The organism is Pseudoflavonifractor sp. AF19-9AC (assembly GCF_003478995.1).
Taxonomy (GTDB): domain Bacteria; phylum Bacillota; class Clostridia; order Oscillospirales; family Oscillospiraceae; genus Lawsonibacter.
On record NZ_QUGI01000001.1, the window covers coordinates 106,719 to 131,814 of the forward strand.

28 protein-coding genes and 1 tRNA gene are annotated in these 25,096 nt (G+C 56.7%); 21 read left to right on the forward strand and 8 right to left on the reverse strand.

Going from position 1 to position 25,096, the window contains the following annotated elements; translation table 11 throughout:
- The first annotated feature begins 105 nt into the window (after window positions 1–105).
- The 4 genes from DWX58_RS00495 (at window position 106) to DWX58_RS00510 (ending at window position 4,198) form a co-directional block, all read left to right on the forward strand.
- Complete coding sequence (locus tag DWX58_RS00495; protein ID WP_118640818.1) at window positions 106–1,710, forward strand: amidohydrolase; 1,605 nt, start codon at window positions 106–108, stop codon at window positions 1,708–1,710.
- Entirely contained in the window at window positions 1,707–2,282 is a 576-nt protein-coding gene (locus tag DWX58_RS00500) for a DUF308 domain-containing protein (protein ID WP_118640820.1), read from the forward strand. The genes DWX58_RS00495 and DWX58_RS00500 overlap by 4 nt, the downstream gene beginning before the upstream one ends.
- On the forward strand, window positions 2,263–2,619 hold the full coding sequence (locus tag DWX58_RS00505) for a Smr/MutS family protein (RefSeq protein WP_118640822.1): 357 nt from the start codon (window positions 2,263–2,265) through the stop codon (window positions 2,617–2,619). Before DWX58_RS00500 ends, DWX58_RS00505 begins: the two co-directional genes overlap by 20 nt.
- Before the next feature lie 190 nt (window positions 2,620–2,809).
- Window positions 2,810–4,198, forward strand: a complete 1,389-nt coding sequence (locus tag DWX58_RS00510; RefSeq protein ID WP_118640824.1) for a sodium:alanine symporter family protein — start codon at window positions 2,810–2,812, stop codon at window positions 4,196–4,198.
- A 50-nt stretch (window positions 4,199–4,248) separates the two neighbouring features.
- Here the strand turns inward: DWX58_RS00510 and DWX58_RS00515 are convergent, their stop codons facing one another.
- From DWX58_RS00515 to DWX58_RS00535, 5 genes are all read right to left on the reverse strand, one after another.
- Complete coding sequence (locus DWX58_RS00515; protein WP_118640826.1) at window positions 4,249–5,583, reverse strand: HD domain-containing protein; 1,335 nt, start codon at window positions 5,581–5,583, stop codon at window positions 4,249–4,251.
- A gap of 89 nt (window positions 5,584–5,672) precedes the next feature.
- Complete coding sequence (locus DWX58_RS00520) at window positions 5,673–6,791, reverse strand: DHHW family protein (protein WP_118640828.1); 1,119 nt, start codon at window positions 6,789–6,791, stop codon at window positions 5,673–5,675.
- A 15-nt stretch (window positions 6,792–6,806) separates the two neighbouring features.
- Window positions 6,807–8,210, reverse strand: coding sequence for an MBOAT family O-acyltransferase (locus DWX58_RS00525; protein ID WP_118640830.1), 1,404 nt, complete (start codon window positions 8,208–8,210; stop codon window positions 6,807–6,809).
- A 95-nt stretch (window positions 8,211–8,305) separates the two neighbouring features.
- Window positions 8,306–9,292: an Ig-like domain-containing protein gene (locus DWX58_RS00530; RefSeq protein WP_118640832.1), complete on the reverse strand. Its 987-nt coding sequence runs from the start codon at window positions 9,290–9,292 to the stop codon at window positions 8,306–8,308.
- A gap of 91 nt (window positions 9,293–9,383) precedes the next feature.
- Window positions 9,384–9,935 carry a nitroreductase family protein gene (locus tag DWX58_RS00535; protein ID WP_118640834.1) on the reverse strand — a complete coding sequence of 184 codons (552 nt, stop codon included), beginning with the start codon at window positions 9,933–9,935 and terminating at the stop codon, window positions 9,384–9,386.
- 203 nt (window positions 9,936–10,138) lie between these two features.
- On the opposite strand from DWX58_RS00535, the gene DWX58_RS00540 reads away from it, so the two are divergent.
- The 3 genes from DWX58_RS00540 to DWX58_RS00550 are packed head-to-tail and all read left to right on the forward strand — an operon-like array spanning window position 10,139 to window position 12,722.
- Window positions 10,139–10,501, forward strand: coding sequence for a metalloregulator ArsR/SmtB family transcription factor (locus tag DWX58_RS00540; RefSeq protein WP_118640836.1), 363 nt, complete (start codon window positions 10,139–10,141; stop codon window positions 10,499–10,501).
- A gap of 31 nt (window positions 10,502–10,532) precedes the next feature.
- Window positions 10,533–10,754, forward strand: coding sequence for a cation transporter (locus DWX58_RS00545; RefSeq protein ID WP_118640838.1), 222 nt, complete (start codon window positions 10,533–10,535; stop codon window positions 10,752–10,754).
- Window positions 10,755–10,802: 48 nt separating this feature from the next.
- The gene (locus DWX58_RS00550; protein ID WP_118640840.1) at window positions 10,803–12,722 is read left to right on the forward strand and encodes a heavy metal translocating P-type ATPase; all 1,920 of its coding nucleotides are present in this window, start codon (window positions 10,803–10,805) and stop codon (window positions 12,720–12,722) included.
- Between the two features lie 207 nt (window positions 12,723–12,929).
- Here the strand turns inward: DWX58_RS00550 and DWX58_RS00555 are convergent, their stop codons facing one another.
- Window positions 12,930–16,070, reverse strand: a complete 3,141-nt coding sequence (locus tag DWX58_RS00555; protein WP_118640842.1) for an S-layer homology domain-containing protein — start codon at window positions 16,068–16,070, stop codon at window positions 12,930–12,932.
- Between the two features lie 93 nt (window positions 16,071–16,163).
- Between DWX58_RS00555 and DWX58_RS15040 the strand changes: the two genes are divergently transcribed.
- From DWX58_RS15040 to DWX58_RS00615, 14 genes are all read left to right on the forward strand, one after another.
- Entirely contained in the window at window positions 16,164–16,478 is a 315-nt protein-coding gene (locus DWX58_RS15040) for a hypothetical protein (RefSeq protein ID WP_147382200.1), read from the forward strand.
- The gene (locus tag DWX58_RS00560) at window positions 16,475–17,224 is read left to right on the forward strand and encodes a response regulator (RefSeq protein WP_347559141.1); all 750 of its coding nucleotides are present in this window, start codon (window positions 16,475–16,477) and stop codon (window positions 17,222–17,224) included. Before DWX58_RS15040 ends, DWX58_RS00560 begins: the two co-directional genes overlap by 4 nt.
- Window positions 17,218–18,318, forward strand: coding sequence for a HAMP domain-containing sensor histidine kinase (locus DWX58_RS00565; protein ID WP_118640844.1), 1,101 nt, complete (start codon window positions 17,218–17,220; stop codon window positions 18,316–18,318). The genes DWX58_RS00560 and DWX58_RS00565 overlap by 7 nt, the downstream gene beginning before the upstream one ends.
- A 65-nt stretch (window positions 18,319–18,383) precedes the next feature.
- Entirely contained in the window at window positions 18,384–19,061 is a 678-nt protein-coding gene (locus DWX58_RS00570; RefSeq protein ID WP_118640846.1) for a hypothetical protein, read from the forward strand.
- Window positions 19,058–19,195: a CD1871A family CXXC motif-containing protein gene (locus DWX58_RS15810; protein ID WP_279229842.1), complete on the forward strand. Its 138-nt coding sequence runs from the start codon at window positions 19,058–19,060 to the stop codon at window positions 19,193–19,195. Before DWX58_RS00570 ends, DWX58_RS15810 begins: the two co-directional genes overlap by 4 nt.
- Complete coding sequence (locus DWX58_RS00575; protein WP_118640848.1) at window positions 19,188–20,066, forward strand: 4Fe-4S binding protein; 879 nt, start codon at window positions 19,188–19,190, stop codon at window positions 20,064–20,066. Before DWX58_RS15810 ends, DWX58_RS00575 begins: the two co-directional genes overlap by 8 nt.
- A complete protein-coding gene (locus DWX58_RS00580; protein ID WP_118640850.1) occupies window positions 20,050–20,592 on the forward strand; it encodes a TlpA disulfide reductase family protein in 543 nt (180 codons plus the stop codon). The genes DWX58_RS00575 and DWX58_RS00580 overlap by 17 nt, the downstream gene beginning before the upstream one ends.
- Before the next feature lie 554 nt (window positions 20,593–21,146).
- On the forward strand, window positions 21,147–21,785 hold the full coding sequence (locus DWX58_RS00585) for a hypothetical protein (protein WP_118640852.1): 639 nt from the start codon (window positions 21,147–21,149) through the stop codon (window positions 21,783–21,785).
- A gap of 9 nt (window positions 21,786–21,794) precedes the next feature.
- Window positions 21,795–22,190, forward strand: coding sequence for a hypothetical protein (locus DWX58_RS00590; protein ID WP_118640854.1), 396 nt, complete (start codon window positions 21,795–21,797; stop codon window positions 22,188–22,190).
- Window positions 22,187–22,417: a PF20097 family protein gene (locus DWX58_RS15480; protein ID WP_118640856.1), complete on the forward strand. Its 231-nt coding sequence runs from the start codon at window positions 22,187–22,189 to the stop codon at window positions 22,415–22,417. The genes DWX58_RS00590 and DWX58_RS15480 overlap by 4 nt, the downstream gene beginning before the upstream one ends.
- Window positions 22,418–22,444: 27 nt before the next feature.
- A complete protein-coding gene (locus DWX58_RS00600) occupies window positions 22,445–22,840 on the forward strand; it encodes a hypothetical protein (RefSeq protein ID WP_118640858.1) in 396 nt (131 codons plus the stop codon).
- Window positions 22,841–22,856: 16 nt separating this feature from the next.
- Window positions 22,857–23,198: a hypothetical protein gene (locus tag DWX58_RS00605; RefSeq protein WP_118640860.1), complete on the forward strand. Its 342-nt coding sequence runs from the start codon at window positions 22,857–22,859 to the stop codon at window positions 23,196–23,198.
- Between the two features lie 10 nt (window positions 23,199–23,208).
- A complete protein-coding gene (locus tag DWX58_RS00610) occupies window positions 23,209–23,394 on the forward strand; it encodes a hypothetical protein (protein WP_147382201.1) in 186 nt (61 codons plus the stop codon).
- Between the two features lie 101 nt (window positions 23,395–23,495).
- Complete coding sequence (locus DWX58_RS00615) at window positions 23,496–23,879, forward strand: hypothetical protein (RefSeq protein WP_147382202.1); 384 nt, start codon at window positions 23,496–23,498, stop codon at window positions 23,877–23,879.
- Between the two features lie 376 nt (window positions 23,880–24,255).
- Here DWX58_RS00615 and DWX58_RS00620 read toward each other — a convergent pair.
- Together DWX58_RS00620 and DWX58_RS15045 are read right to left on the reverse strand one after the other, a co-directional pair.
- Window positions 24,256–24,336 (reverse strand) — tRNA-Ala (locus DWX58_RS00620).
- A gap of 21 nt (window positions 24,337–24,357) precedes the next feature.
- Window positions 24,358–25,089, reverse strand: coding sequence for a hypothetical protein (locus tag DWX58_RS15045; protein WP_147382203.1), 732 nt, complete (start codon window positions 25,087–25,089; stop codon window positions 24,358–24,360).
- Between the last annotated feature and the right edge of the window lie 7 nt (window positions 25,090–25,096).

Sequence of the window (25,096 nt, forward strand, 5' to 3'; positions counted from 1 at the left end):
GCTATAATGGTAAAAACCGTGTGCAGAGGATAGGATAGCAAGAGACGGGGTAATCTGGTACCAGTATTTGAGGGGCCCAAAATGGACCCGGACAGGAGAAACATTATGACACGGACACTTTATTACGGTGGACCCATTCTCACCATGGAAGAGCCTCTGTATGCCCAGGCCCTGGTGACCGAGGGGGAGAACATCCTCTATGTGGGAGAGCTGGAGGAGGCCAAGACCCTGGCGGGCCCTGACGCCCGGCAGATGAATCTGGAGGGGCGGTGCCTCATGCCCGCCTTTGTGGACCCCCACAGCCACCTGGCCGCCTGTGCCAACGCCCTGCTTCAGGCCCCTCTGGGGGAGTGCGTCACCCAGGAGGAGATCTGCAAGCGCATGTCGGACTTTGTCCGGGACAGCGGAGCCAAGCCCGGAACGTGGGTCATGGGGGCGGGCTATGACCAGAACAACCTGGTGGAAGGCGCGCCGCCCGACCGCTGGGCCCTGGACCGGGCCTGCCCGGAGAATCCCGCGGTCATCCAGCATGCCTCCGGCCACGTGGGGGTCTTTAACTCCCTGGCCCTGGAGCAGCTGGGCGTGGGGGAGGACACCCCCTGCCCGGAGGGCGGCGTCATGGAGCGGGACGGGGAGGGGCGGCTCACCGGCTATATGGAGGAGAACGCCTTTCTTACCCTGCTGGGCCGGGCGCCCATGAGCGACGCATCCAAATTCCTGGAGGCCTTCTCCACCGCCCAGAAGCAGTACGCCGCCCGGGGTATTACCACCGTTCAGGAGGGCATGTTCCCCCGGCAGCTGGCGCCCCTTTACCACCAGCTGCTGGAGCATCAGCTGCTGAAGCTGGATGTGGTGGCCTATGCCGACGGGGCGGACCCGGCTCTGACGGAGGAGTTTGCCGACTATGTGGGAGGCTACCGACGCAATTTCAAGCTGGGCGGCTTTAAAATCTTCCTGGACGGCTCTCCCCAGGGGCGTACCGCCTGGATGCGGGAACCCTACGCCGGGGAGGTAGACTACCGGGGATATCCCACCCTCACTGACGAGCAGGTCTATGAGCGGGTGCGTATGGCGGGAGAGCGGCACATGCAGCTGCTGGCCCACTGCAACGGGGACCGGGCGGCCCAGCAGTATCTGGACGCCCTGGAGCGGGCGGCAGAGGAGGGCAAGTGCCCGCCACGCCCGGTGATGATCCACGCCCAGCTGCTGGGCAGGGACCAGCTGGAGCGGGTCAAAAAGCTGGGAGTCATCCCCTCCTTTTTCGTGGCCCATGTCTACCACTGGGGCGACATCCATGTGAAAAACTTCGGCCTGGAGCGGGCGGAGCACATCAGCCCTGCCGGCAGCGCCCTGGCTCAGAATATCCCCTTCACCTTCCACCAGGATGCCCCCGTCATCAAGCCCGATATGCTGGAGACGGTGTGGTGCGCCGCCAACCGGCTGACCCGCAGCGGGCGCCTGCTGGGCGAGGACGAGCGGATTCCCGTCCTGGAGGCCCTGCGGGCGGTGACAGTCAACGCCGCCTGGCAGTACTTTGAGGAGGAACGCAAGGGCTCCCTGCGCCCGGGCAAGCGGGCGGATCTGGTGCTGTTGTCTGCCGATCCCCTGGCCGTCCCGGCGGAAGAAATCCGGGAAATCCAGGTGCTGGAGACCATAAAGGCTGGGGAAACCATTTATCAGTCCGAGAACGAAGGAGGACCGAGCGCATGAAAAGCATACTGAATGAACAGCGCCGCAGCAGTATTGCTGCCGCGGCGGTGACCATCCTGCTGGGGCTGGTTCTGGTGTGGTGGCCCGGCAAATCGGTGCGCCTTTTGTGTATGCTGCTGGGCTTTGCGGTGTTTGTCACCGGAGTCATATATCTGCTGGGCTGGGTCGCCCGGCGGCGGGAAGGCTACCCTGTTGTGTTCCTGCTGCCCGGGGTGGTGCTGTGCGCCATCGGCGTGTGGCTGATGACCAGCCCGGAGTCGGTGGTGGTCCTGATCCAGTATATCTTCGGCGCCATTCTGATCTTCCACGGTGTGGTGGACCTTCAGGGGGCGGCGGCCCTGATGAAGCAGGGGTGGTCCCGGTGGTGGCTGGACCTGGCCCTGGGCGCGGTGACGGTAGCCCTGGGTGCTCTCGTTTTAATCAACCCCTTTGGGACCTTCGCCACCCTGATTATGCTCATTGGTCTGGCCCTCATTTTTGACGGGGTCAGCGATCTCTATATCATCTGGCGGCTGAGCCGGGCTTTCCGCCAGGCGGAGCGGGGGCTGGACGATGACGGGGCGGACTGGTGAGCTGAGGGAGGTCAATTTGGAGCATGGCCTGCCCACCGTGGACCAGGCCATCCGCCAGCTGACCTTTGAGATCCACCACAGCCGCAGCCTGGGCTTCCGGGCGCTGAAAATCATCCACGGCTATGGCTCCTCGGGGACGGGAGGCCGCATCCGGGTGGAGAGCCGGAAGTACCTGGGGCGGCTGAAGACCCGGGGGGAGATTGCGGACTTTATTCCCGGAGAGGAGTTTTCCATCTTTTATGCCGGTACTCTGGCTGCCTTCCGGCGCTGCGGCGCCCTGCGGCGGGACCCGGACCTGGAGCGGCACAACAACGGTGTGACCTTTATTTTGCTATAAAGCAATAAAAAACTATTGCAGTAAAGTGGAAAAGTTGTGCAAACAGACGGAAAAATGAAGGACAAAGACCGAAAACTTGCATTTTGTGCATGCGATCAGGTATAATTGTCTCTAATCAGCGGACTGCGGGCAGGAATCTGCAGTGTGACGCAGGAAGCGGGAGAAATGAGTAGGGAGAGGAAGCGAGGATATGTTAGAGACGATTACTGCCATTAACAAAGCGGTCAACGGCTTTGTGTGGGGCCCCATTATGCTGGCACTGCTGGTAGGGACCGGCATTTTCCTCACCTTCCGCACCGGATGGGTACAGGTGCGGCGGTTTGGCTACATTATGAAAAATACGGTGGGTTCGCTGTTCCGCAAGTCGGACGCGGACCACGGCAGCAACCTGTCCCCCTTCCAGGCGGTGACCACCGCCCTGGCGGGCACGGTAGGTACGGGCAACATTGCCGGCGTCACCGGAGCCATCTTTGTGGGCGGCCCGGGCGCGGTGTTCTGGATGTGGGTGTCCGCCTTTTTCGGCATGTGCACCAAGTATTCTGAGATTGCCCTGGCGCTGAAATTCCGCGTCACCGATGAGAAGGGCGTGCACAAGGGCGGCCCCATGTACTACATCGAGAAGGGCATGGGAAAAAACTGGAAGTGGCTGGCGGTCATCTTCGCCCTGTTGGGCGGCCTGGCCTCCTTCGGCATCGGCAACATCGCTCAGTGCAGTGAGATTGCCGGGGCTATGAATGGCCTGTTCGGCCTGGATCCCCTGGTCACCGGCATCGGGCTTGCGGTGGTGGCAGGAATCGTCATTCTGGGCGGCGTGCAGCGCATCGGCCAGGTGACCTCCTACATGGTGCCCTTTATGGCCATCTTCTATATTGCCGCCGGCGTGGTGGTCATTGCCCTGCGCATCACGGAGGTGCCTGCCGCGCTGGCCCTCATCGTGAAGAGTGCCTTCAGCTTTGAGGCTGTGGGCGGCGGCGTGTTCGGCTACGCCATTGTGGTGGCCATGCGCCAGGGCTTTGCCCGGGGCGTGTTCTCCAACGAAGCGGGCCTGGGTTCTGCCCCCATTGCCCACGCCGCCTCCTCCAACAAGGACCCCGGCGACCAGGCCATCTGGGGCGTGTTTGAGGTGTTTATCGACACTATCGTCATCTGCACCATTACCTCCCTCACCGTGGTTCTCTCCGGCCTGGAGCTGGGGGAAGAGGCTCTGGCGACTTACAGCTCCAACGGCGCGGCAGCGGTGGCTGCCTTCAATACCATCCTCCCCGGCACCTTGGGCGGCACCATCATCCAGGTGAGCCTTCTCTTCTTTGCTCTGTCCACCGTGCTGAGCTGGAGCTATTACGGCGAACGGTGCTGGGGCTACCTGACCCACGACAGCAAGGCGGTCAATTTGATTTACAAGGTTGTCTTTGTGCTGGTGTGCATTGTGGGCGCCACCGGGTCCGGCAAGCTGATGTGGGACATCTCCGATACCCTCAACGGCATGATGGCCATTCCTAACCTCGTCGCTCTGCTAGCCCTGTCCGGCGTGGTGGCCAGGGAGACCAAGCGGTATTTCAGCGGAAACCGCCTGTCCTGAACCCTTTATCCGCACAGAAAAATCCCTCCGGATGCTCCGGAGGGATTTTTTTAATCTTTTTTCGCCTTGGCCAGCTGTTCCAGCCGCTGGAGGAGAACACTCCGCTCGTTGGGCAGCGTGCCCTCCGCCACCTGCTCCAGCAGGGCGCGCAAAACTTGGCCGATGTCCGGACCCTTCAGTCCGGCGGCCATGGCGTCCCGGCCGTTTATCACCAGCTCCTTCAGGGTGAGGCAAGGGCGCTCTCCCAGCACCTGCCGGGCCAGTGCCTCCGCCTCCTTCCCAGCCTGTTCACGTCCGTCAGCGGGAGTGCCGCAGGCCAGACCGTCCGCCGCCTTCAACTCCATAAGCTGGAAGAAGGCCTCCTCCCCCAGCCGGGACAGCCACCGGCCCACCCACTGCCGGGTAGGTTCCACTGGCAGGTCGTGGCGGGCGACGAGGAGCAAAACCCGCTCCCGGGTGTGGTTGTCCAACCGCAAGCGGAGGAGGGCGTCCTCCGCCAGCCGGGCGCTCACCTTGGGGTGGCCGTAGAAGTGGCCCACGCCCTGTCCGTCCAGAGAGAAGGAGGGGGGCTTGCCCACGTCGTGGAGGAGGGCGGCCAGCCGCAGAGCGGGAATGGGGGAGACCGCCTCCAGCGCCCTGACGCTGTGGGTGTAGACGTCGTAGCGGTGATGGGGATTGCGCTGGTCGAAGCCCACACAGGGCCCCAACTCGGGAATGACCTGGACGGTGGCCTCCGGGAAATCCAGCAGAATCCGACCCGCTGCGGGGGAGCAGATGAGACGGACAAATTCGGCGGAGATGCGCTCCCAGGCCACATGGGAGAGCTGGGGCGGGTTTCGGCGGATGGCGTCGGCGGTGTCCGGATGGAGGGAAAAGTCCAGCTGGGCGGCCAGCCGCAGTCCCCGCAGCAGGCGCAGGGCGTCCTCCTGGAAGCGGAGGTCTGGACAGCCCACGCAGCGCACCTGACGCGTTCTCAGGTCCTCCTGCCCGCCGAAGAGGTCGGTCAGCCCCTCCGGCCCCCAGGCCATGGCGTTGATGGTGAAATCCCGCCGTTTCAGGTCCTCCTCCAGGCTGGTGGTGAAGGCCACCTGGTCAGGGTGGCGGTGGTCGGAGTAGGTCCCCTCACGGCGGAAGGTGGTCACCTCCACGGGGAGCCCCTCACACAGAACGGTGACGGTGCCGTGGGCAATTCCCGTCTCCACGCACCGAAACTCCCGGCAGGCGGAGAGAATTTCCCGGGGCAGGGCGGAGGTGGCGGCGTCATAGTCGTGAGGGGCAAGGCCCAGCAGCCCGTCCCGTACGCAGCCGCCCACCAGCACCGCCTGGTGCCCGGCTGCCTTGAGCCGCTCCAGCACCCGCAGCGCCCTTGGGTCAAATTGGGTCATACCTCCACCTCCTTGTTCTCTGCCATAGTACCAGAGCTTTGGGAAAAAAACAAGGCAGAGGCGCACGAGCGCCTCCGCCTTGAACTTATTTATTGCCCAAGCAGGAACAGGTTCTGGTCGGTAACGAAGTTGGAGAAGGAGTAGAGCACCACCACATTGTCGATGTTGTGCTCCTCGATATAGCTCTTCAGGCTGGTCTTGTTGTAGCGCAGGTCGAAGAGGTGGATCTCGGAAAAACGCTCCGTGAGGAAGGGAGCCAGGGAGTCGGAGTAGGAATCCCGGACGATGAGCACGCTGGGGGCGTCGGTGTGCTCGGTCTCAATGACACACAGAGCCTGGTTGCCGCCCAGGAAGTAGGAGTACTTATCCTTCACGTCCAGGTAGCTGTCCACGTAGAGGGAGCCCTGGGAGGGATTGCCCCCAAAGTAGGAGGTGACGGTGACGCCGTCCCCGGGGACGTAGGTGTCAATGCAGTCGGGCTTCACCCACCGCACGCCGGAGGAGGAGAAGGTGGTGCCGTAGAACTGGTCGGAGACGGTGGTCTTCTGATAGTCGTCCAGATTGAGGGGCTCCATTCCCATGGCCTCCAGCAGGGCGTTGGCACCGTAGAACGCCCCCAGGCTGGTCCAGTGGTGGTCAGTGCGGTAGTAGATGTCCTCGTCGTTGTGCTCGTTGAGGGCGGAATACAGGTCCACGGTATTGGCCCCGGTGGTGAAGTAGAGCTGGTCAATGATGGATTGCTCGTCCGCGGTGGGGGCCCCGGCGGGGAGCCGGTCAGACCAGATGGCGGCGGAGGTGGGAATGAGGCCGAAGTAGACAGGGATGGTGGCATTGCTCACCAGAGAGTCCACATAGCCCATGTCCTTGTTCAGCTTGTCCATGTCCGGGTCCTTCACCCGGTTGATGAGGGTGTCCTCCTTGCCGAAGTAGACCCCGTTGTTTTCGTGCTTGCCGCTCAGGCGCTCGCTCCAGGCCTTGGCGGCCACCCAGAAGTCCCGGCCCACAATGTGGTCGGAGACATAGTCCTCCGCGTCCTCCATGAAGGTGCCGTCCGACACAGTCTCCAGGCTCAGCTTGGGGGGCTTTTCCAGATAGCGGTTTTCCAGGGGGGAAAACTCTTTTTTGGGCAGCAGCAGGCTGATGAGAAATACCCCGCCGATGAAGGCGCAGAACAGAACGGTAAGGAAAATGCTGTATTTTTTGGTCATGGTACTACGCCTCCTTTAAAAGCGGAAATAGAGGAAGGGGTTGTAGGTGCCGTCCACCAGATAGGCAGTGCATACCACCAGTCCGGCAACCACCAGCACCGTGCAGACCACCTGCTGCACCCGGACGCTGCCCCGGCGGTACAGGCTCACGCCAAGAGGCGTGGAGGCCAGGGCGGCCACGCACAGGATGGGCAGGTAGCTGGACAGATAGTAGCCCAGTTCCCCGTTGATCAGGGGCACGCCGCCCAGACCGAACATGACCTTCAGGTAAGCGGTGAGCTGAGTAAAGTTTTCCAGACCGAAGATGGCCCAGCTGACCAGTACGAAGAACAGGGTATAGACGTGTCCCACCAGAGCGGGAGCTTTTTTCAGCAGATTCAGCAGGAAGAACTTCTCGATCATGAGCAGAACGAAGAAATAGAGACCCCAGATGAGATAGTTCCAGCTGGCGCCGTGCCAGATGCCGGTGGCGGCCCACACCACCAGCAGGTTAAACATCCAGCGGGACTTGGAGCAGCGGTTGCCCCCCAGGGGGATATAGAGATACTCTTTGAACCAGGTGGACAGAGAGATGTGCCAGCGCCGCCAGAACTCGGTGATGCTCTTGGAAATATAGGGGTAGTTGAAGTTGGGCAGGAACTCAAAGCCCAGCATCCGGCCCAGACCGACGGCCATATCGGAGTAACCGGAGAAGTCGAAGTAAATCTGGAAGGTGAAGGCCAGCACACCCAGCCAAGCCCCAGCCACGGTCAGGTCCCCGGGAGCCATGGCCTTGTAGGTGTCCCACAGCATACCCACGTTGTTGGCGATGAGCAGCTTCTTGCCAAGGCCCACCATGAAAATCTGCACGCCGCTGGCGAAACGCTCGGAGGAGTAGGTGCGGCTGTCGATCTGGTCGCCCAGATCCTTATACTTAATGATGGGGCCGGCGATGAGCTGAGGGAAAAGGGTGACGAAGGTACCGAAGTTAATGATGTTGCGCTGGGCCCGGGCGTCCCCGCGGTAGACGTCAATGGTGTAGCTCATGGTCTGGAAGGTGTAGAAGGAGATGCCGATGGGTAAGTGGGTGTTCAGCACCGGCATAAAGGTCAGACCGACGGCCTGGAGGGAGGAGGCAATAAAGTCCCAGTACTTGAAGAAGAACAGCAGGGCCAGATTGAAGATGACCGAGGAGGCCACCGCCCACCGGGCGCCCTTGTCGTTGCCATTTTTCTGGCACCGTTCCACCAGAAGACCGTGGGTGTAGTCGATGGCGGTGGACAGGAGCATAATCAGAACGAAGATCCGCTCGCCCCAGAAATAGAAGAACAGGGAGGAGCACAGCAGTACTACATTGCGCAGACCCCGGGGGACCAGATAATAGACCAGCAGGGTCAGGACCAGAAAACAGAATAAAAAGATGGGGGTGGAAAAAACCATGGGAAGCCTCCTCATAGAAACGGCGGACGACTCGCTCGTCCGCCGTTTGAGATGTAAAACGCGCGCTTAACTAGTATGTGGAACAGGGAATCAAATTAAAACAGGGCGTTGAAGTCCTTCACGATGGAATCGCAGTCGCCGCAGACCACCAGCATCACGTAGTTGCCGTTGGACACGATGCGGGAATCTTCCTTCCACATGCGGATGGGCTCGGGATACCAGGCGGCGCCGGGATTCTCGTCGGTGCCCACCATGTTGTCAATGCGGGCCTGGAAGATGGACTTCACAGCGGCCACATCCTTGCTGTCCTTCACCTGCACCAGCACCAGGTCGCCGGCGGGGGAGGGGGACATCTGGCAGGTGTAGGCCGCCAGCTGGGCGGACAGGTCGGACAGGCCGGGCAGGTAATTGGTCAGCATGGTGCTGTCCATTGCAGACATGAAGGGCAGCTCGTAGTCGGCAATCACGGTGTCGGCAAAGGCCTTCAGATCCACGGTCTGGCTGGAGGAGCCGCCGGAAGAGGAGCCGGAACCGGAGCTGGAAGAGCCGCCGGAAGAGGAACCGCCGTTGTCGGGCTGCTCGGGCTTATCCTCGGCCTTGCAGTACACCTTGCAGGTGGCGGTCAGGTCGCCGGCGGTGGCGGTAATGGTGGCGTTGCCGGCGGCCACGTAGGTAACGGTGCCGTCCTCGCCCACGGTGGCTACCTTGTCATTGCTGGACTTCCAGGTGACGGTGGTACCCTCGGGAGCGCCGGCGGCCTTCAGACGGAAGGAGGAACCGGTGGTGAACAGGGCGAACTCCGTGCGGTTCAGGGTCAGCTTGGTCTGCTCGGGCTGAGAGACATCAGGCTGCTGAGAGCTGGCAGAGCCAGAGGACTGGCTGCCCTCGCTCTGGGAGCCGTCAATCTGAGAGGAGCCGGGGGTGGACACGTCAGAGCCATCCTGGCTGGAGGAGGAACTACCGGACAGGTTGGAGCCGCTGCCGGACACAGAGGAACCGCTGCCGCTGTTTCCTCCGCAGGAGGTCAGCAGAGCCAGGGACAGGGCGCAGGCCAGCGCCAGGGCGAATGCACGTCTTTTCATGGTAAAACTCCTTTTCCGAGCTGAGTCAATTCAGCACATTTCGTTTGTCAGAGGGTTTGACGCAGGCCCGGAAAAAAAGTTCCCACTTTTTTCAACTATTTTTTTCGCCGGTTACCCAAGTCACCCCATTGCCGGTGTGCTCCCGGCGTCCGGGGAACAGGGGGCCCTCCGGCAGACCCAGGGCCAGAGAGCAGCAGGGGAACTCGCCGGACTGGGCACCCAGCTCAGTGAGCAGCGCCTGCATCTCCTCGTCCTTCCGCAGGTGATAGGGCTGGTTGATCCAGCAGGAGCCCACCCCCACCGCACTGGCAGCCAGCATCATGTTTTCCATGGCGCAGGCGGCGTCCTGCAGAGCGCAGCCATTGCTCTCCTGATTGGTCACCAGCACCAGGGCAGGGGCGCCGTAGCGGCAGTCCTTCTCCTCAAAGCCCTTCAGGCGGCGGCTGACCGTATCGGAGATGCGCTGCAGCATCTGGGGATCGGTGATGACATAGAAGCGGCACAGTTGACCGTTCATGGCGCTGGGGGCGTAGCGCCCCGCCTCCACAATGGCGGCCAGAGTGGGCCGGTCCAGAGGTTCGGGACGGAATTTCCGACAGCTGCGCCGGTCCAACAGCAAATTCAGCAAATCCATATTCTTCATCCAAAATCAGACTCCTTCCTGAATATGGTACCCGTTGCAGACAATGAAACTAAACTGTGTCCCAAAGGATAACTTGCATTATACCAGCCCAAAAGGAAAAATACCAGACTTCGACGCATTTTCCTCTTGACAGAATGGAATGTCAGGAGTATATTCGAATCAACAAATGAATACATGTTCATATATTGAGAAAGGAGAAACCTATGGAACCACGGGATTTGCCCTGCTGTGAGGAGAGTCAGGTTCATCTGGATGCGGTGGAGCAGGTGCGGAGTCTCCTGCCGGCGGACGAGACGCTGTACGATCTGGCGGAGCTGTTCAAAATTTTCGGCGACAGCACGCGGGTGAAAATTTTGTATGCCCTGCTGGAGGGGGAGCTGTGCGTGTGTGACATCGCTAAGCTCATGGAGGTGACCCAGAGCGCGGTCTCCCACCAGCTGCGGGTGCTGAAGGGGAGCAAGCTGGTGAAGTTCCGCCGGGAGGGGAAGACCGTCTACTATTCCCTGGCCGACGAGCACGTCATCCGGATTTTGTCCCAGGGCATGGAGCACATTACGGAGCAATAAGCGGATTCAGATTGGAAAGGGGTAAAACGTTATGAAGAAGACCTATAAAATGCGAGATCTGGACTGTGCCAACTGCGCGGCCAAGATGGAGGACGCCATCCGGAAGCTGGACGGCGTGCAGGACGTGAGCATCAGCTTCATGACCCAGAAGCTGACCATCGAGGCGGAGGAGAACCGGCTGGAGGAGATCATGCGCCAGGCGGTGAAGGTCTGCAAAAAGGTGGAGCCGGACTGCGAGATTGTGCTGAAATAAGGCGCTGTTCCCTCGGGGACGCGCGCCGGAACGGAGGAGAGGCGTGTTATGACCAAAAAGCAGAAAAAGATGCTGGGCCGGATTCTGGTGAGCTTTGCCCTGCTGCTGGGGTTGTCCCTGTGGGGCGGGCGCATCTGGCTGCCCGTGGGGATCCCCTTTGTATCGGTGAGCCATGTGAGCGAGACGGGCCAGCCCGCCTTCTCCCTGGCGGGGTGGGTGCCCTACCTCATTCCGTATTTTATCATCGGCTGGGATGTGCTGTGGCGGGCCATCCGCAACATCAAAAACGGCCAGGTCTTTGACGAAAACTTCCTCATGGCGGTGGCCACTGTGGGCGCCTTCGGCTGCGGCGAGTACCGGGAGGGCGTGGCGGTCATGCTCTTCTACCAGGTAGGGGAGCTCTTCCAGAGTGTGGCGGTGGACCGCAGCCGCCGCTCCATCTCCGACCTCATGGACATCCGTCCCGACTATGCCAATGTAGAGCAGGAGGGCCAGCTGGTGCAGGTGGACCCGGAGGAGGTCTCCGTGGGGGACACCATTCTGGTAAAACCCGGAGAGCGCATCCCCCTGGACGGCGTGGTGACGGAGGGCAGCTCCACCCTGGATACCGCCGCCCTCACCGGCGAGTCCATGCCCCGTGAGGTGGGGGAGGGCCGGGACGTGGTCAGCGGCTGCATCAACCTCTCCGGGGTGCTGCGCATCCGGGTCACCAAGCCCTTTGAGGACTCCACCGTGTCCAAGATTCTGGAGCTGGTGGAGAACTCCGCCTCCAAAAAGGCCAAGGCGGAGCACTTCATCACCAAGTTTGCCCGCTACTATACCCCGGCGGTGGTCTTTGCCGCCCTGGCTCTAGCCTTCCTGCCCCCGCTGCTGGGGCTGGGAACCTTCGGCATGTGGATTCAGCGGGCCCTTATCTTCCTGGTGGTCTCCTGCCCCTGCGCTCTGGTCATTTCCATCCCCCTCAGCTTCTTCGGGGGCATCGGTGGAGCCTCCCGCCAGGGTATTCTGGTGAAGGGCGGCAACTACCTGGAGGCCCTGGCCCAGGCCGGCATCGTGGTCTTTGACAAGACGGGTACTCTGACCCAGGGGCGCTTTGCTGTGACCGAGGCGGAGGCGGCCGCGGGCAGCCGGGAGGAGCTTCTGGAACTGGCCGCGTTGGCGGAGCATTTCAGCACCCACCCCATCTCCCGGTCCATCCAGGAGGCCTGCCCGGAGGCGGACTTCAGCCGGGTCACCCAGGCGGAGGAGCTCCCCGGCCGGGGCGTCCGGGCCGTGGTGGACGGCCGGACCGTGCTGGCAGGCAACGGGAAGCTGATGAAGGAGTTTGGCGTGGCGGTGCCGGAAGGCGGGGAACCGGCGGGCACGGTGGTCTATGTGGCGGCGGATGGACAGTACCTGGGCCGCCTGGTGGTGGCCGACCAGATCAAGGAGAGCGCTCCTCAGGCTCTTCGGATGCTGAAGGCGGAGGGCGTGGGCCGCACGGTGATGCTCACCGGCGACGCTCCCGCCGTGGGCCAGGCGGTGGGGAAAGCCCTTGGGCTGGACGAGGTCCACGCCGGCCTGCTCCCCGGAGACAAGGTGGAGCGGGTGGAGCAGCTGCTGGTCCAAAAGCGGCCCGGAGAGCAGCTGGTCTTTGTGGGGGACGGCATCAACGACGCGCCGGTCCTCTCCCGGGCGGACGTGGGGGTGGCCATGGGAGCCATGGGCTCCGACGCCGCCATCGAGGCGGCGGACGTGGTGCTCATGGACGACGACCTCACCAAACTCCCGGTGGCTGTGTCCATCGCCCGGAAGACCCTGCGCATTGTGCGGCAGAACATCGTCTTCGCCCTGGGGGTGAAGTTCCTGGTGCTGATCCTGTCCGCCTTCGGCATGGCCAACATGTGGATGGCTGTCTTTGCCGATGTGGGTGTGTCGGTGCTGGCCATTCTGAATGCAAGCCGTATGCTGCGGAAAACCAAGTCCTGAGCAGAGCGTTTGCAGCAGAACAAAGAAGTCCGTTTTTCGAACCCTTCGAAAAACGGACTTCTTCATTTGTACGGCGTTTGCGTTCCAAATAGGCGGGGGGAGCCGGAGGAGCCGCCGCCCGCCTCCCAGGAAAGAAAAATCCCCGCATCCCCTGTTCTGCAGGGAATGCGGGGAATGAAACGGGGACTTTTTGAACGCCTGGGAAGGTTACCAGGTCACATATTTTTCACAAAACCGCATGAGCATCACCGCGGCCTGAGCCCGGGTAGCCTGGCCCTGGGGGGAGAGGGTGGAGCCGTCGCCGGTGCCGCTGATGATGCCTGCGCCCACGGCCCACTGGAGGGCGGGAATGGCGTACTCAGAGACCTCCGAAACATCCGTATAGGAGAGAATGTTGGTGCTCTCGCCCACGGACACGTCATAGCCCTGGTTCTGGGCCAGCCGCCACAGCATGAGGGCAAACTGTTCCCGGGTAATGGGGTCGTTGGTGCCGAAGGAGCCGTCGCCGTAGCCGGAGACCACGCCCTCACTGACAGCCCAGCGGACCGCCTCGGAGTACCACTGGCCCTGAGGCACGTCGGAGAAGTTCATGGCGTAGTTCACCACCGGGCTGTCTGCGATGCGCCAGAGGATGGTGGCGATCATGGAGCGGCTGGTGGTGACGTCGGGGCCGAAGGTGGCGGCACCGGTGCCCGCCATGAGGCCGTGCTCATAGACATAGCGCACCGCCTCGGAATACCATGTGTCCTCCCTCACATCGGTAAAGGGCAGGGGTTCGGGTTTGACCTCCCGGAAGGAGATTTCGATCTCCACCTGTCCGGCGGGCATCTGGAAGGCGTACACGCCGCCGCCCTTGTGGGTCACTTCCAATTTCTTGCCGCTGCGGTCAGTGACCGTCAGGGTGTCCAGCTCCCAGCCCTCGTCGGGGGTGACGGTGAAGTGGAAGGTCTCGCCCTTTTCGGCGTAGCGCTTGTTGGCGGTGACCGTGCCTCCCTCCACCCTGCCGGGCAGGGTGACGGAGTAGGTGGGGTCGCTGGAGCCACCGTTTCCGCCGCCAGTAGAACCGCCGCCGGTGCTGATGGTGTAGGCAGCGGTGGTCACGTCACTATGGACATCGCCCTTCACTGCGACGGCCTTGAGGGTGGTGGTTTTGTCAATGGTGATGGGGCCATTATACCGGATGCTATTGCTGGTAGGGGTGCTGCCATCGGTGGTGTAGTAGACCGCGGCTCCGTCAGTCTGAGAAGCAATGGTCACGCTCTGGGGGGAGGTATAGGCGCCGCCCACAGGGGAGAAGGAGGGGGCGGCGGGCTTTTCCCCGAAGTTCACCGAGATGGTGACATCACGGTCGGGCATGGTGAAGGAACGCGAAGAGGAACCCCCAAAAAAGTAGTGAGTCGTGTCCAAGGTGCCACCATCGCCGTAACTCTGCACCGCCAAGCGTCCCGCACCATAGCCGTCGATCGGCGCGGCGGTCACGGTGACCTGCTCATTCGCTTTGGCCACCAGCTTGTCCACGGTGATGGTGCCGCCGGGGGTTTGATCAATCTTCACCTTATAGTAAACGTCACCATCTTCCCCGGCGCGGAGCACCATCAGGGCGTTGGACTCCTTGGCGTCCCAGATGCCTTCGGGAGTGATGTTGTTGATATTCTCATCACCCGCGGCAGGATAGAGGGCGGTGCCCTCCGCAAAGGTGACCGTACCGCTGCCGCTGTTGGTCAGCTTGCCGCCCATCTCGTAGATGTGGTGGCCATTGCCAACAATGGTCAGGGTCGTATCCGCCGGAACCTGTAAGTCCAGATCGGAGGTCAGCCGCCAGTCCTCCCGCAGGGTCAGGGTAACATTCTGACCGGTTCTCGCCATCGGCAAAGCTACGACAGGCGATGCGGCAGCGGAGCCGGAAACGGGGAACACATAGGTGACATTGTCCTTGTAATCCTTCATCTTGCTGGAGTCCAGACCGATCCGCGTGCGGTAGGCCAATACACCCACCTGGGCGCGGGTCACAGGTTCCGTGAGAGATAGCTTATTTTCGCTGGTGCCGCTGAGCAGGCCCATGCTGACGGCATAGGCCAGAATGAGCTTGAAATTATCAGTCGGTATCTGACTCTGACCTTTGTCGGTAAAGCGATCCAGAATAGCGGTATTAACGCGTTCCATCTCATCAAAAGGAAATCCTTTAATCATCATAAGGATGCCCGCAAGGGCTTCCTCCCGGGTGGTCTTAGTGGCTGCACCCCACTTAATATCACTGTTAAAATCCCAGTCTTCATCAGTTGGCTTTGTGCCACTCATGTATTCCTTATCAAGCACATGGATAACTGCCCTATATATGCGATCAGGGTTTGTATCTGTACTCTCGATCGTTCCATCCATAATGGACAGCAGCAAAGCAAACTGGAACCGGGGCAGAGTATCATTCGGCCCGAATTGGCCGTCGCCGTGGCCGATGACGATATTCTGGTTGGCAAGATACATGATGCCGTCATAATGCCAATCGTCAGGCTGAACATCGGAGAAAATAGTAGCCGAACCGCCGGCCTTCATATACTCGTTTACCATCATCTTTGCGGCTTCAAGGAGGGTAGTGTTTTCCGCCATATTGTATGTAGGCTTAAATTCAGGTTCTACATTCTCTGGCAGCAGGCTATGCAATCTTGCGGCCCAGGCGTTCCAGAGATCTTCACCTTTTTTTGGCTGGTCGACCCATGCGCCTTCACCGTCATTTGCACTTGCATCCCATACCGAGGTAGCCAATTCTGTACTAGACATCTGACCGCTCAGTTGCCCCTCTGCGGTTTCAAAGGGCACACACTTGCGCACGGCAAGATACATCCAGGCGAAATACTCCTCCGTGCCGGGCTTGAGTTCTGCCACGCTGGACCCCAGGCCGCCGCCCACGAAATTGAGCACTCGGTAGGTCAGCACGGCGAACTCGGCTTTGCTCACCGGGTCGTTTTCTGCCAGATCGCCATTCGCTTTGCTGCTGATGATGTTCTGGTCATACAGGTACTGGATAGCGCTTGTGCCGCTCGGCACCGGCAGTTCGAACACATCCACCAGCACTTCACAGGCCGTGCCGCGGGAAAGCGGCGTGGTACTGCCCAAAGTTACCTTGGCCGTTGTCCAGCCTGCGCTTGATGCAATGATTGCGGCATCCCCTTCGGTCATCTCACCCGTGCTGTTGGAAAACGGGCCGCTTTCGCTGCCGGTATAGATTGTGTTCAGCGTTTTCACCGCATCTGCGGCCCAGTCGGCAGTTCCATCCGCCGCCAGCGCCGTGACGGGCAGCAGGCTCAGGCAGAGCGCCAGGCAGGTCAATAGACTGAGCATCCGTTTTTTCATACAGTACCTCCTCTTCGCGGCGGCGGGCCGCCTTTTTGTGTTTCCCGGGGCGGAGCGGTCCCGGTATGGGGTTCCCCATACCGGGAAAGGGCCATGGCCCTTTCCGATTCCCTGTTCTGTTCCGACGCACCAAATGGTGCATCCTTCTTCTTACTATTACTGTATCACAAAAAGTTCGTTCCGCTATTCTCCTTTTTGACCCCTAAAATGGCCCATTTTTTAGGCTGCGCACAGCACAAAAACGGGCATTTTGGTAAAAAACAGGCTGGATATGCCAAAAATACGGTATATATCGCCCGTTTTCTTTGTTATCTTTCTGTTCGCAAGAGCGAACAGAAAGGCGATGACATGGAGACTGGCGCATGGAGCAGATATGTTTTCTTTTATTCCAGTTGGGTGACGTTGTGAACGAGAAACTTTTCTGTTACAATGTGCCTGATATTTCAAAAGAAATACTGGAACTCATTCAATGTGGAGAAATCTTATCAATGAGAATTTTAATTGTTGAGGACGAAACAGAATTACTGCAAGATATTGCCAAGGGGTTAACGTTAAAAGGCTATGCCGTCGACCAGGCGAATGACGGAAAAACGGGCTGCCAAATGGCACTGGATGAAGAATACGATCTGGTGGTATTGGATTTAAACCTGCCCGGAAAGGACGGCTTTTCCATCTTGAAGGAACTGAGGAGGGAACGGCCTCAAACAAACGTGTTGATTTTATCAGCCAATTCCGAATTGGACAGCAAGCTGTCCGGCTTTGAACTGGGAGCCAGCGATTATTTGACCAAGCCATTCCATTTTGCTGAGTTGGAAGCGCGTATCCGCGTTTTGTTAAACCGAAAATTTGTCCAGCAGTCCAGCTGCCTGACCTATCAGGAAATCACGTTGAATACCTTGAATCGAACCATGGAAATCAACGGAGTACCCATCAGCCTTACAACAAAAGAATTCGCTATCTTGGAATATTTCCTGTTGAATCAGGGACGCCTGATCACCCAGCAGGAGTTGATTGAACACGTCTGGAATGGGGATGCAGATCCGTTCAGCAACTCCGTCCGGGTACATCTGTCCGCGCTGCGAAAAAAACTGAAAAGCCCCTTGGGGCGCGACCCCATTCAAACGAGAATCGGGGAGGGATACCTTTTATGCTGAAAAAGATTCCGCTGCGGATCCGGTTTACCCTGGTTGCCAGTCTGTTTCTGCTGGTTTCCTGCGTCACATTGACGCTGCTGTCCAATGTGTCGGCGGCTCATATGATGAAAGCTGTTACTGTGGTGCCTGCGATGGATGAGAATTCAACGCCCATTCTGCCGTTGGAGCCCGCTGAGCCCATAGGCAATGCATACTATCAAGTTTTTCAGCAGAAAACCGTAATCGCTACTGTTTTCATTGTTTTTGTTGGAAGCGTTGCTACTTATTTTGCGGCGGGATATGTGCTTAAGCCCATTCGGGATTTATCAAACGAAGTGCAGCGGCGGAACATAGAAAACCTGGGGGAGCCGATTGCCCTTCCGCAAAGTGCGGATGAGATCCGACAGCTGACCATATCCTTCAACCAGATGATGACAGATTTGCAGAAGTCGTTCCTTCTGCAAAAAGAGTTTTCCGCCAATGCTGCCCATGAGCTGCGGACGCCTTTGACCGTCATGCGGGCAAAGCTGGATGTCTTTGCTCTGTCCGAACGTCAAAATCCCGAAACGCAGGAAATGGTGACCGCCATGAGCCTGCAGTTGGAACGGTTGTCCAAGCTGATCGAGGATTTGCTTTGGTTCAGCAAAGATTTGCCGCTGGAGAAAACAAGCCCCGTTCCGTTGTATCCGCTGCTCTGCGATGTAGCGGAGGAACTGTCCGGAGTGGCGGGTGAAAAAGAAATAAAGATCCAGATTGAGCAAACGAAATGTTTTGTGTTGGGGCAGGACAATCTGCTGGAGCGGGTCTTTTACAACTTGCTGGAAAATGCCGTGAAATACAGCCCGCCACAAACGGTGATCTCCATCACGTTCCGACAGGAGCGGGATTTTCTGAAGGTGTGGGTCGCCGATCAGGGGGAAGGCATCCCGGAAGATTACCGCAACACCGTGTTTGAACCGTTTTTTCGGGTGGATCAATCCAGAAGCCGGACTGTTGGCGGGAGCGGATTAGGGCTTGCCGTGTGCAAAAAAATTTTGGAGCGCCATCATGCCAAAATCATGGTTCGCGCCAATCAGCCTTGCGGCAGTATATTTGAGATCATCTTTTCGTCTTAACAGCGGCTTTATATGGGATATGCTATACTCCTTCTGCAAATCAAACAGCAGAAGGAGTTCTTTTTATGAAACGGTTGACCATTCTTATGTTGGCGTTGGCATGTGCACTGTCCCTGGCAGCCTGCGGCAGCCAGAAACCCAGTCTGGACGAGGTCGAGCAGGCCATTGAAAATGGAAGCCTGACCGTTGAGGACGCGGTGGACAAGGGTTGGGTCACCCAGGAGTGGGCGGACGAGTATGAGCAGCAGCAGAGTGTTCCCGCCGCAAGTAAAACGGAAGCGGGTGCTATTGGGGAGTTTTCTACCACAACCCTCTCTGGAGAGGAGTTTACCCGGGAGCAGATGGCAGATGTCACCTTGTTTGTTTTCCTTGACCCGGACGACCCTGGGGCAGAGTCGTTCTATCAGGCGTTGGTTGACGGTTACGAGGGGGTAAAGGAAAACGGGGCGGAAATTCTGGTTTGCACCAAAAGCCAGGATGGAAACGAACAGTTTGAGGGCGCGCCGTTTCCTGTGATTCATTACAACGATTCCCTGAAGGTTGCCGTCGGCAATTACGCGGAAATGATCGAGGGACAGCCCAATGCGTCCTCCTGGTGCGTGAACGCCTCCTTCCTCTCGGCATGGAGCTCCGCAGTAGAGAGCGAAGCTCTTGCAGATTCCGCAGCCAGCTTTGTGGAGATGCAAAAAGAGATGGCCAGCGGAGCCGATGGTGAAAGCGGTGGGATGGCGGTGATGGGATGAACCTTCGCAAAGCCCCTTTATTTCTTCTGGCGGCAGCAATGGTTATGATCGGAGCCGGCATTTTGCGGGGAGAGGCGGCAACAGTTTTGAGTAAGGGGATCAATTTGTGCTTGGAGTGTGTAGGCATTGGCTAAGAATAAACACCGCTGGAAATTCCATCTGGCAGCGACTGTTGCCTCCAACCCATTTTTCCTGAACTTTTTTCAGGGGAAGATTCACAAGGGCAGTTCCAAAATTGTCTGCGTCCCCGGCCTGAACTGCTACTCTTGCCCCGCGGCTGCCGCCTCCTGTCCCATTGGTTCTTTGCAGGCTGTAATCGGCTCTTCAAAATTCCAGTTTGCCTATTACATCGTAGGATTCTTAATTTTGATGGGGGTGCTGCTGGGACGTGTCGTGTGCGGTTTCCTGTGCCCGTTTGGGTGGTTTCAGGAGCTGCTGCATAAGATTCCAACCAAAAAATTCAGCACAAAAAAGCTGCATTTCCTCACCTACCTCAAATATGTCATTCTGGTTGTGTTCGTAATCGTTTTGCCCATGACGATTGTGAATGAGGTGGGACTGGGCGATCCGTTTTTCTGTAAATATATTTGTCCGGCCGGTATCCTGGAAGGCGGCATCCCACTGTCCATGTCTGATGCGGGTATCCGTGCCAGCCTTGGAGAACTGTTCACATGGAAAAGCTGTATTTTGCTTGGCATTGTGGTGCTTTCTGTGTTTTTTTATCGCCCGTTCTGCAAGTGGATCTGTCCATTGGGCGCGTTTTACGCCCTGCTGAACAAGGTGTCCCTTTACCGGTTCCATGTTGACGCAGACAGATGTACTTCCTGCGGTGCTTGCGGCAAGGTGTGCAACATGGATGTGGATGTATTCCGCACACCGAACCATGCAGAATGTATTCGGTGCGGGGATTGTATCCGCACTTGCCCCCATCAGGCGATCAGCAGGACTTTTTCCTTGAAATCAACAGACAGAGAGAAGGTAGAAGCATATGAAAAGAATTGTTAGTCTGTGCCTGCTTTTGGCAATGAGTGCAGCCGTTTTGACGGGCTGCGGCTCTCAGAAGCAGGATCTGGTGTCCAAGACCCCATTCCCGGAATTTTCGGAGGCGGACACGGAAGGTAATACCATCACCAATGATATTTTTGCAGATTACGATGTCACCATTGTTAACTTCTGGAACAATGGTTGTGGTACCTGTATTGCAGAAATGCCCGAACTGGAGGAAATGTATCAGGAGTTTCAGAAGGATAATATCAATTTGATCGGCGTTGGGGCGGATTCAGGTGAAAATGAGGAGCAATTGGAACTGGCCAAGAGCATTTTGAAAGAGAAGGGTGTAACCTATCAGAATATTTCTCCTGATCCAGAACATGATTTTTATAAAGATTTTATCGCTGATATTACCGGCTATCCTACCACTTATGTGGTGGACGGCGAAGGAAATATCATTGGTGCTCCCCTGATTGGAAACGTGAAAGACCAGATGGACACTCTGCAAAGCAGGATTGATCAGATCCGCAACATTAAATAAAAGCGTTGACGGGGTGAAAAAGCCGCCGGAAGCATACTAAAAAGATGCTGCTTCTGGCGGCTTTATTGATCAATTGAAATGTAAGGATAAAAAGAGACCCTTGCCCCACAATGTGGTTCTGGGTATCATTCCAAAGTCAATCCCGCATAGGGAAGAGAATTATAGTAGTTCAAGAGGCTAGGATAGCCCTAGCTCAAAAATTGAGCCACACAAACAAAAGAAGGGTGCTCCTGAGAAGGGGCACCCTTTGAGCGGTCAAAACAGAAATCCGTCTGTAGTATTTCTGCGGTCAGAAACGCTCCCCAGCCCTTGCCGGTGTCTTTCGCCGACAGAGACGGGGAGCGTTTTTCATTCCGCTATGCATTGTACCTCTATGGACAGGATTAAGCAAGTCATTTCTGTGCTGTACACGGCTCAGGAATTGGGAGACTTTAAACAAAAGGAGGAATTTTGCGCCCAAAGATTAAGAAACCTTAAGAGAATGTTCATGAGCATCCTCCATTCACTGTGATATAATCTCAGAACTTCATCAAGATATAGCCGGAGGATATGATATGAAGTGCATCATCACAAATGGGATTACCAATCTGGAGCCGCTGCCTGGCAGCAGCAAATGGTACTGGGGTGCCGACTATGTCAGCAACGATTTATACGAGGCAGAGGAGCTGTTCCGCAGCGGTCATCCCATTGCGAAAAACCGGCTTGTCCTGGTCCACTGCCCGGAGGGCATGGTCTATGAGCCGGTACGCACAAAGTCGGGGCAATATCTTGGAAGACCGGTGTATCACGACGGGCGGGTGGTACTGCTGATGGTAGATTTTCCAAAGGAAGAGATTCGTCTTCTGACCTTCCATGAAGCAGAGGAAACCACTGAGCCGCTGGCAGTGCTGCCTCTCTCGATTGTGGAGGACTGCTACAATCTCATGCTGGAGGCCTCACCGCTTATGCTGACCCGGTCAGCCCATGACAATCAGTTTCAGATCATCTGGCCGGAACGTAGGGACTTTGCGATAGAGGACCATGAGTTTTTTGAGTTTCTGGAAGGAAACAGGCTGTATACTTCGGCTTGGTATGAGGACCCGGACTACCGGGAGGAGGTTCTGGTGCGGGATTATGATACCGGGGAAGTACTGGAGCGGATACCGGGAAACCTTCGCCAAATGCCGGACGGTCAGAAGTGGCTTCTGGTGTGAGGAAAGGCTATGGAAGCAGATATTGAAAAAACAAGAGCCTATTACAGTAGTCGTGGCCCTGAGAGCCTCTGTAACTGCGGCTACTGCCAAAACTACTGCGCCAGGGTGAAGACGGCTTATCCTGAGGTGGCCCGCTATCTGGACTCCCTGGGGGTGGATATTGAAAAGCCCTTTGAGACTATGCCGCTGGAGCTGGACGAGAACGGATACCTGGAATATTGCGGCTGTCAGTATGTGGCCTTTGGAAGCTGCGCGGAGGACTTCACCCACCGGATCGGGGATGTGACCTTTGGCCGCTCAGACTGCCATCCAAATACAAAAATGGATGAGGAGCACTTTGTGCTGGACTTTTATCCGATCAGGCTGCCGTTTGAGGAGCCGGAAAGCGAGGGCATTGAACTATGAACTGTTTAGATTGTGGCGCTGAGATGGAGCAAGGCACAGCGGGGTGCGTTGGTGCTGGTTTTGAAAGTTGGTATGAGTTTACCTCAGAGACAGAGAAGAGGAAAAAGGGAATTGCGGGATTGCTCACCCGGCAGACCATTACCATTCCGTCGACCCTGGCGGAGTGCCCGGCGTGGCACTGCCCCAGGTGCAGAAAGGTCCTGATGTGGGTAGACAGTAAGGAATAAACACAGACTGAGAGGAGCAAAGAAATTATGGCACTTGACATATATGCAGCCAAAGACCTTAACCATGCGTTTGAGATTGCGTCGATGGACCCCGAAAAAAGGATGGAAGATCACGAGGTATCAGAACCGGAAGAAATAGGCCACTTCCTGTACGATATCAGAGACGAACTCACAAACTATACATACTATTATCAATTCGATCCATACAGGGAAATCCAACTGGAAGCGGACCAGGTTCCGGCAATCAAGACTTTTTCGCAATCCATCGTCAAGTGGCTTGAGGAACACGGCACAGAAGAAAACAGAGTGATCCAGCAATATGGCCTGTCCTTCCCAAAGATCCGGCGTTTTGCGGATAAATTGGGTCATGTATGTGATGTAGCCATGGAGCATGGATACGGATTGTCCGGCCTGGGAGACTAAAGGAGAATTGTATGTCATGAGCGAGATGTTGCTGAACGGGTTGCCGTTTGATGATTACCTTGAAAAGTATGAGATATTTGAGAAAACCAAGCAGTGCATGATGAGGTACCTGAAAAATTGGTACGATGATAATCCGGAGGATTTTCAGAAAGAAATGCGAGCAGATTACCGGAGTGTGGCGAAAACCTATCAGTTTAAGCGGAAAATTGCCGCATTTGAGAAAAATTATATGTATGACACGCCCTTGCTCTGCATTGCGTTCAGTATGGACATCTATGATGATGAGGGCGATTTTGTGGCAATTTATACCGCGATTTTTGACCTTGACGGTAACTACATAGATGACCTAATGCGCTGATGGAGATAGAATGATGAAGATTGAATTAAATGAGCACGAAGCCCTCACTCTTTACAGAATTCTTTGCCGCTGGGAGTCTACAGGGAAACTGACTGTTGAGGGCGAAGAAGAACCCCAAATGCTGTGGGATCTGCAATGTGTACTGGAGAAGGAACTGGAACCGGTGGATGAGGTTATCACAAAAAGGCTTGTTTGAAGAATGTTCAAGAACACAACCGCAAATAGAGGACGATGAAAATGATACTTCCGAAAGGAATTACAGGATTTTGGGGCACAGACACCGCTCCGCCGCCGCATTTGGACGAAAAAGCGTTCTGCCAGATGTGCTACTCCATTGCCATGGAAAATGGCGGGAATGTGACAGAATTGGACACAGATACATACCCAAGAAACTTCTATTCTGCCAAAATCAGCAGATATGGCCAGTCCATCTTTGTGTTGCGAAACGTCCATTACCCCTATGCAGCCTTTGCCCAGCGGGATGCCTCCGGCGGATTTGTTCTGGCTGGCCAGCCGGAATGGCTCCAACTGTCGGAAGACCCGGCGCGCTTTCTGAGCCTTGCCGAGCTGAACCAGGACTGGAGCGGCCTGTGCGGGGAGCTGAGCCCGGAAGAACTGGAGCAGATCCGCTATTGGAATCCGCAAACGGTGGGCGAGATCGTATTCAATGCTTGGGACTGAAATGAAACTGGTCAATGGGGTGTCATTTTATCATAGGCCATTTTAATTATATCATTTTAGAGAAAATATTATAATTAAAGCAAAAGTCAATGCTTATGTCCTTTACCCAGCAAAAATAATATGCACCATAAATACATGAACCGGCCTGAGACTTTTCTTGGGCCGGTTTGCTCTGCCTTGAATGATAACTCCGAGAACTGGGATCAGCAAATCGCTTCTGTGCCGTCGGGGACTCAGGAATTGTGGGACTGTAAACAAAAAGCGGGCACTCCCGAAAGGAAGTGCCCATCGAGTGGTCAAAACAGAAATCCGTCTGTGGTATTTTTATGGTCAAATGAGAAATCGCCGCAGTTTTCACTGCGGCGATTTCCGTTCTTGGTGGACCTAATCGGGATCGAACCGACGACCTTACGGATGCGAACCGTACGCTCTCCCGGGATGGGCGTTGCACAGGCCCGGAAGATAGATATGGAAACGCTTACTCGCTCTCTTGCTTTTTTTGAGATATTAGTTTGGCTAAAGCTTCTTTTGCACAGGAATCACAAAAGGAAATCATTTTATTTGCAATAGTATCCTTGTTGTCTGCTGAAGCGTAGATTAATGTGAAATTCTCAGGAAGATATGCAGCATCTCTGATTTTTAGTAAACGTTCGTTGTATTTCTGAATGTTTTCCAGGTCACAATCTACAACAAGAGCTACAGTACAGTCAGAAGGTACGATTGTTTGTATAAAAGCGATTGTGTCGTTCCAAACGTGTTGCTCCATTTGATACCGACAGAATGTATTTGTAGAGGTAACCTGCCGTATTAATGAGAATTCATGTCTATACTGTGTCTCAATTTTTTGGCAGCTGGCAAGGTAGCATACGCATCCAGCGGACAGCCAGCTTCCATCTACGCATTTTGTGTTAGTATCTACCGCATACACGTAATCAAAAGTGAGCAAGGCTTCGTTCGGCGATAATGACGCGGTCTGCATATGTGGAATATTACAAAGGATTTTAGCGCCTTTTCTTTCGCATGATTCTCGGCTACGGCTCAGTTCAATATGAATGTTTTCCAGTGGGACTGCATCCCCATCTTCGCCCAAAATTCTGAATTTCTTTGAGTAAATATTCCCTTCGTATTTATAGGTCCCAGCTTTGGGCGCGTGAAATGTGGCATTTAATTTGATGGTGCGTGGATGAGTATGTTTGTGTTTGCGGCTCATAATTATC

Excerpts from the sequence above, each read along its gene's own strand:
- DWX58_RS00555 (WP_118640842.1), bottom strand. The coding sequence starts at position 16,070 with ATGAAAAAACGGATGCTCAGTCTATTGACCTGCCTGGCGCTCTGCCTG.
- DWX58_RS00510 (WP_118640824.1), top strand. The coding sequence starts at position 2,810 with ATGTTAGAGACGATTACTGCCATTAACAAAGCGGTCAACGGCTTTGTG.
- DWX58_RS15045 (WP_147382203.1), bottom strand. The coding sequence starts at position 25,089 with ATGAGCCGCAAACACAAACATACTCATCCACGCACCATCAAATTAAAT.
- DWX58_RS00505 (WP_118640822.1), top strand. The coding sequence starts at position 2,263 with ATGACGGGGCGGACTGGTGAGCTGAGGGAGGTCAATTTGGAGCATGGC.
- DWX58_RS00520 (WP_118640828.1), bottom strand. The coding sequence starts at position 6,791 with ATGACCAAAAAATACAGCATTTTCCTTACCGTTCTGTTCTGCGCCTTC.
- DWX58_RS15040 (WP_147382200.1), top strand. The coding sequence starts at position 16,164 with ATGGCCCTTTCCGATTCCCTGTTCTGTTCCGACGCACCAAATGGTGCA.
- DWX58_RS15810 (WP_279229842.1), top strand. The coding sequence starts at position 19,058 with ATGAACCTTCGCAAAGCCCCTTTATTTCTTCTGGCGGCAGCAATGGTT.
- DWX58_RS00585 (WP_118640852.1), top strand. The coding sequence starts at position 21,147 with ATGAAGTGCATCATCACAAATGGGATTACCAATCTGGAGCCGCTGCCT.
- DWX58_RS00545 (WP_118640838.1), top strand. The coding sequence starts at position 10,533 with ATGAAGAAGACCTATAAAATGCGAGATCTGGACTGTGCCAACTGCGCG.
- DWX58_RS00600 (WP_118640858.1), top strand. The coding sequence starts at position 22,445 with ATGGCACTTGACATATATGCAGCCAAAGACCTTAACCATGCGTTTGAG.
- DWX58_RS00535 (WP_118640834.1), bottom strand. The coding sequence starts at position 9,935 with ATGAAGAATATGGATTTGCTGAATTTGCTGTTGGACCGGCGCAGCTGT.
- DWX58_RS00590 (WP_118640854.1), top strand. The coding sequence starts at position 21,795 with ATGGAAGCAGATATTGAAAAAACAAGAGCCTATTACAGTAGTCGTGGC.
- DWX58_RS00530 (WP_118640832.1), bottom strand. The coding sequence starts at position 9,292 with ATGAAAAGACGTGCATTCGCCCTGGCGCTGGCCTGCGCCCTGTCCCTG.
- DWX58_RS00580 (WP_118640850.1), top strand. The coding sequence starts at position 20,050 with ATGAAAAGAATTGTTAGTCTGTGCCTGCTTTTGGCAATGAGTGCAGCC.
- DWX58_RS00515 (WP_118640826.1), bottom strand. The coding sequence starts at position 5,583 with ATGACCCAATTTGACCCAAGGGCGCTGCGGGTGCTGGAGCGGCTCAAG.
- DWX58_RS15480 (WP_118640856.1), top strand. The coding sequence starts at position 22,187 with ATGAACTGTTTAGATTGTGGCGCTGAGATGGAGCAAGGCACAGCGGGG.
- DWX58_RS00605 (WP_118640860.1), top strand. The coding sequence starts at position 22,857 with ATGAGCGAGATGTTGCTGAACGGGTTGCCGTTTGATGATTACCTTGAA.
- DWX58_RS00565 (WP_118640844.1), top strand. The coding sequence starts at position 17,218 with ATGCTGAAAAAGATTCCGCTGCGGATCCGGTTTACCCTGGTTGCCAGT.
- DWX58_RS00550 (WP_118640840.1), top strand. The coding sequence starts at position 10,803 with ATGACCAAAAAGCAGAAAAAGATGCTGGGCCGGATTCTGGTGAGCTTT.
- DWX58_RS00500 (WP_118640820.1), top strand. The coding sequence starts at position 1,707 with ATGAAAAGCATACTGAATGAACAGCGCCGCAGCAGTATTGCTGCCGCG.
- DWX58_RS00610 (WP_147382201.1), top strand. The coding sequence starts at position 23,209 with ATGATGAAGATTGAATTAAATGAGCACGAAGCCCTCACTCTTTACAGA.
- DWX58_RS00570 (WP_118640846.1), top strand. The coding sequence starts at position 18,384 with ATGAAACGGTTGACCATTCTTATGTTGGCGTTGGCATGTGCACTGTCC.
- DWX58_RS00540 (WP_118640836.1), top strand. The coding sequence starts at position 10,139 with ATGGAACCACGGGATTTGCCCTGCTGTGAGGAGAGTCAGGTTCATCTG.
- DWX58_RS00495 (WP_118640818.1), top strand. The coding sequence starts at position 106 with ATGACACGGACACTTTATTACGGTGGACCCATTCTCACCATGGAAGAG.
- DWX58_RS00525 (WP_118640830.1), bottom strand. The coding sequence starts at position 8,210 with ATGGTTTTTTCCACCCCCATCTTTTTATTCTGTTTTCTGGTCCTGACC.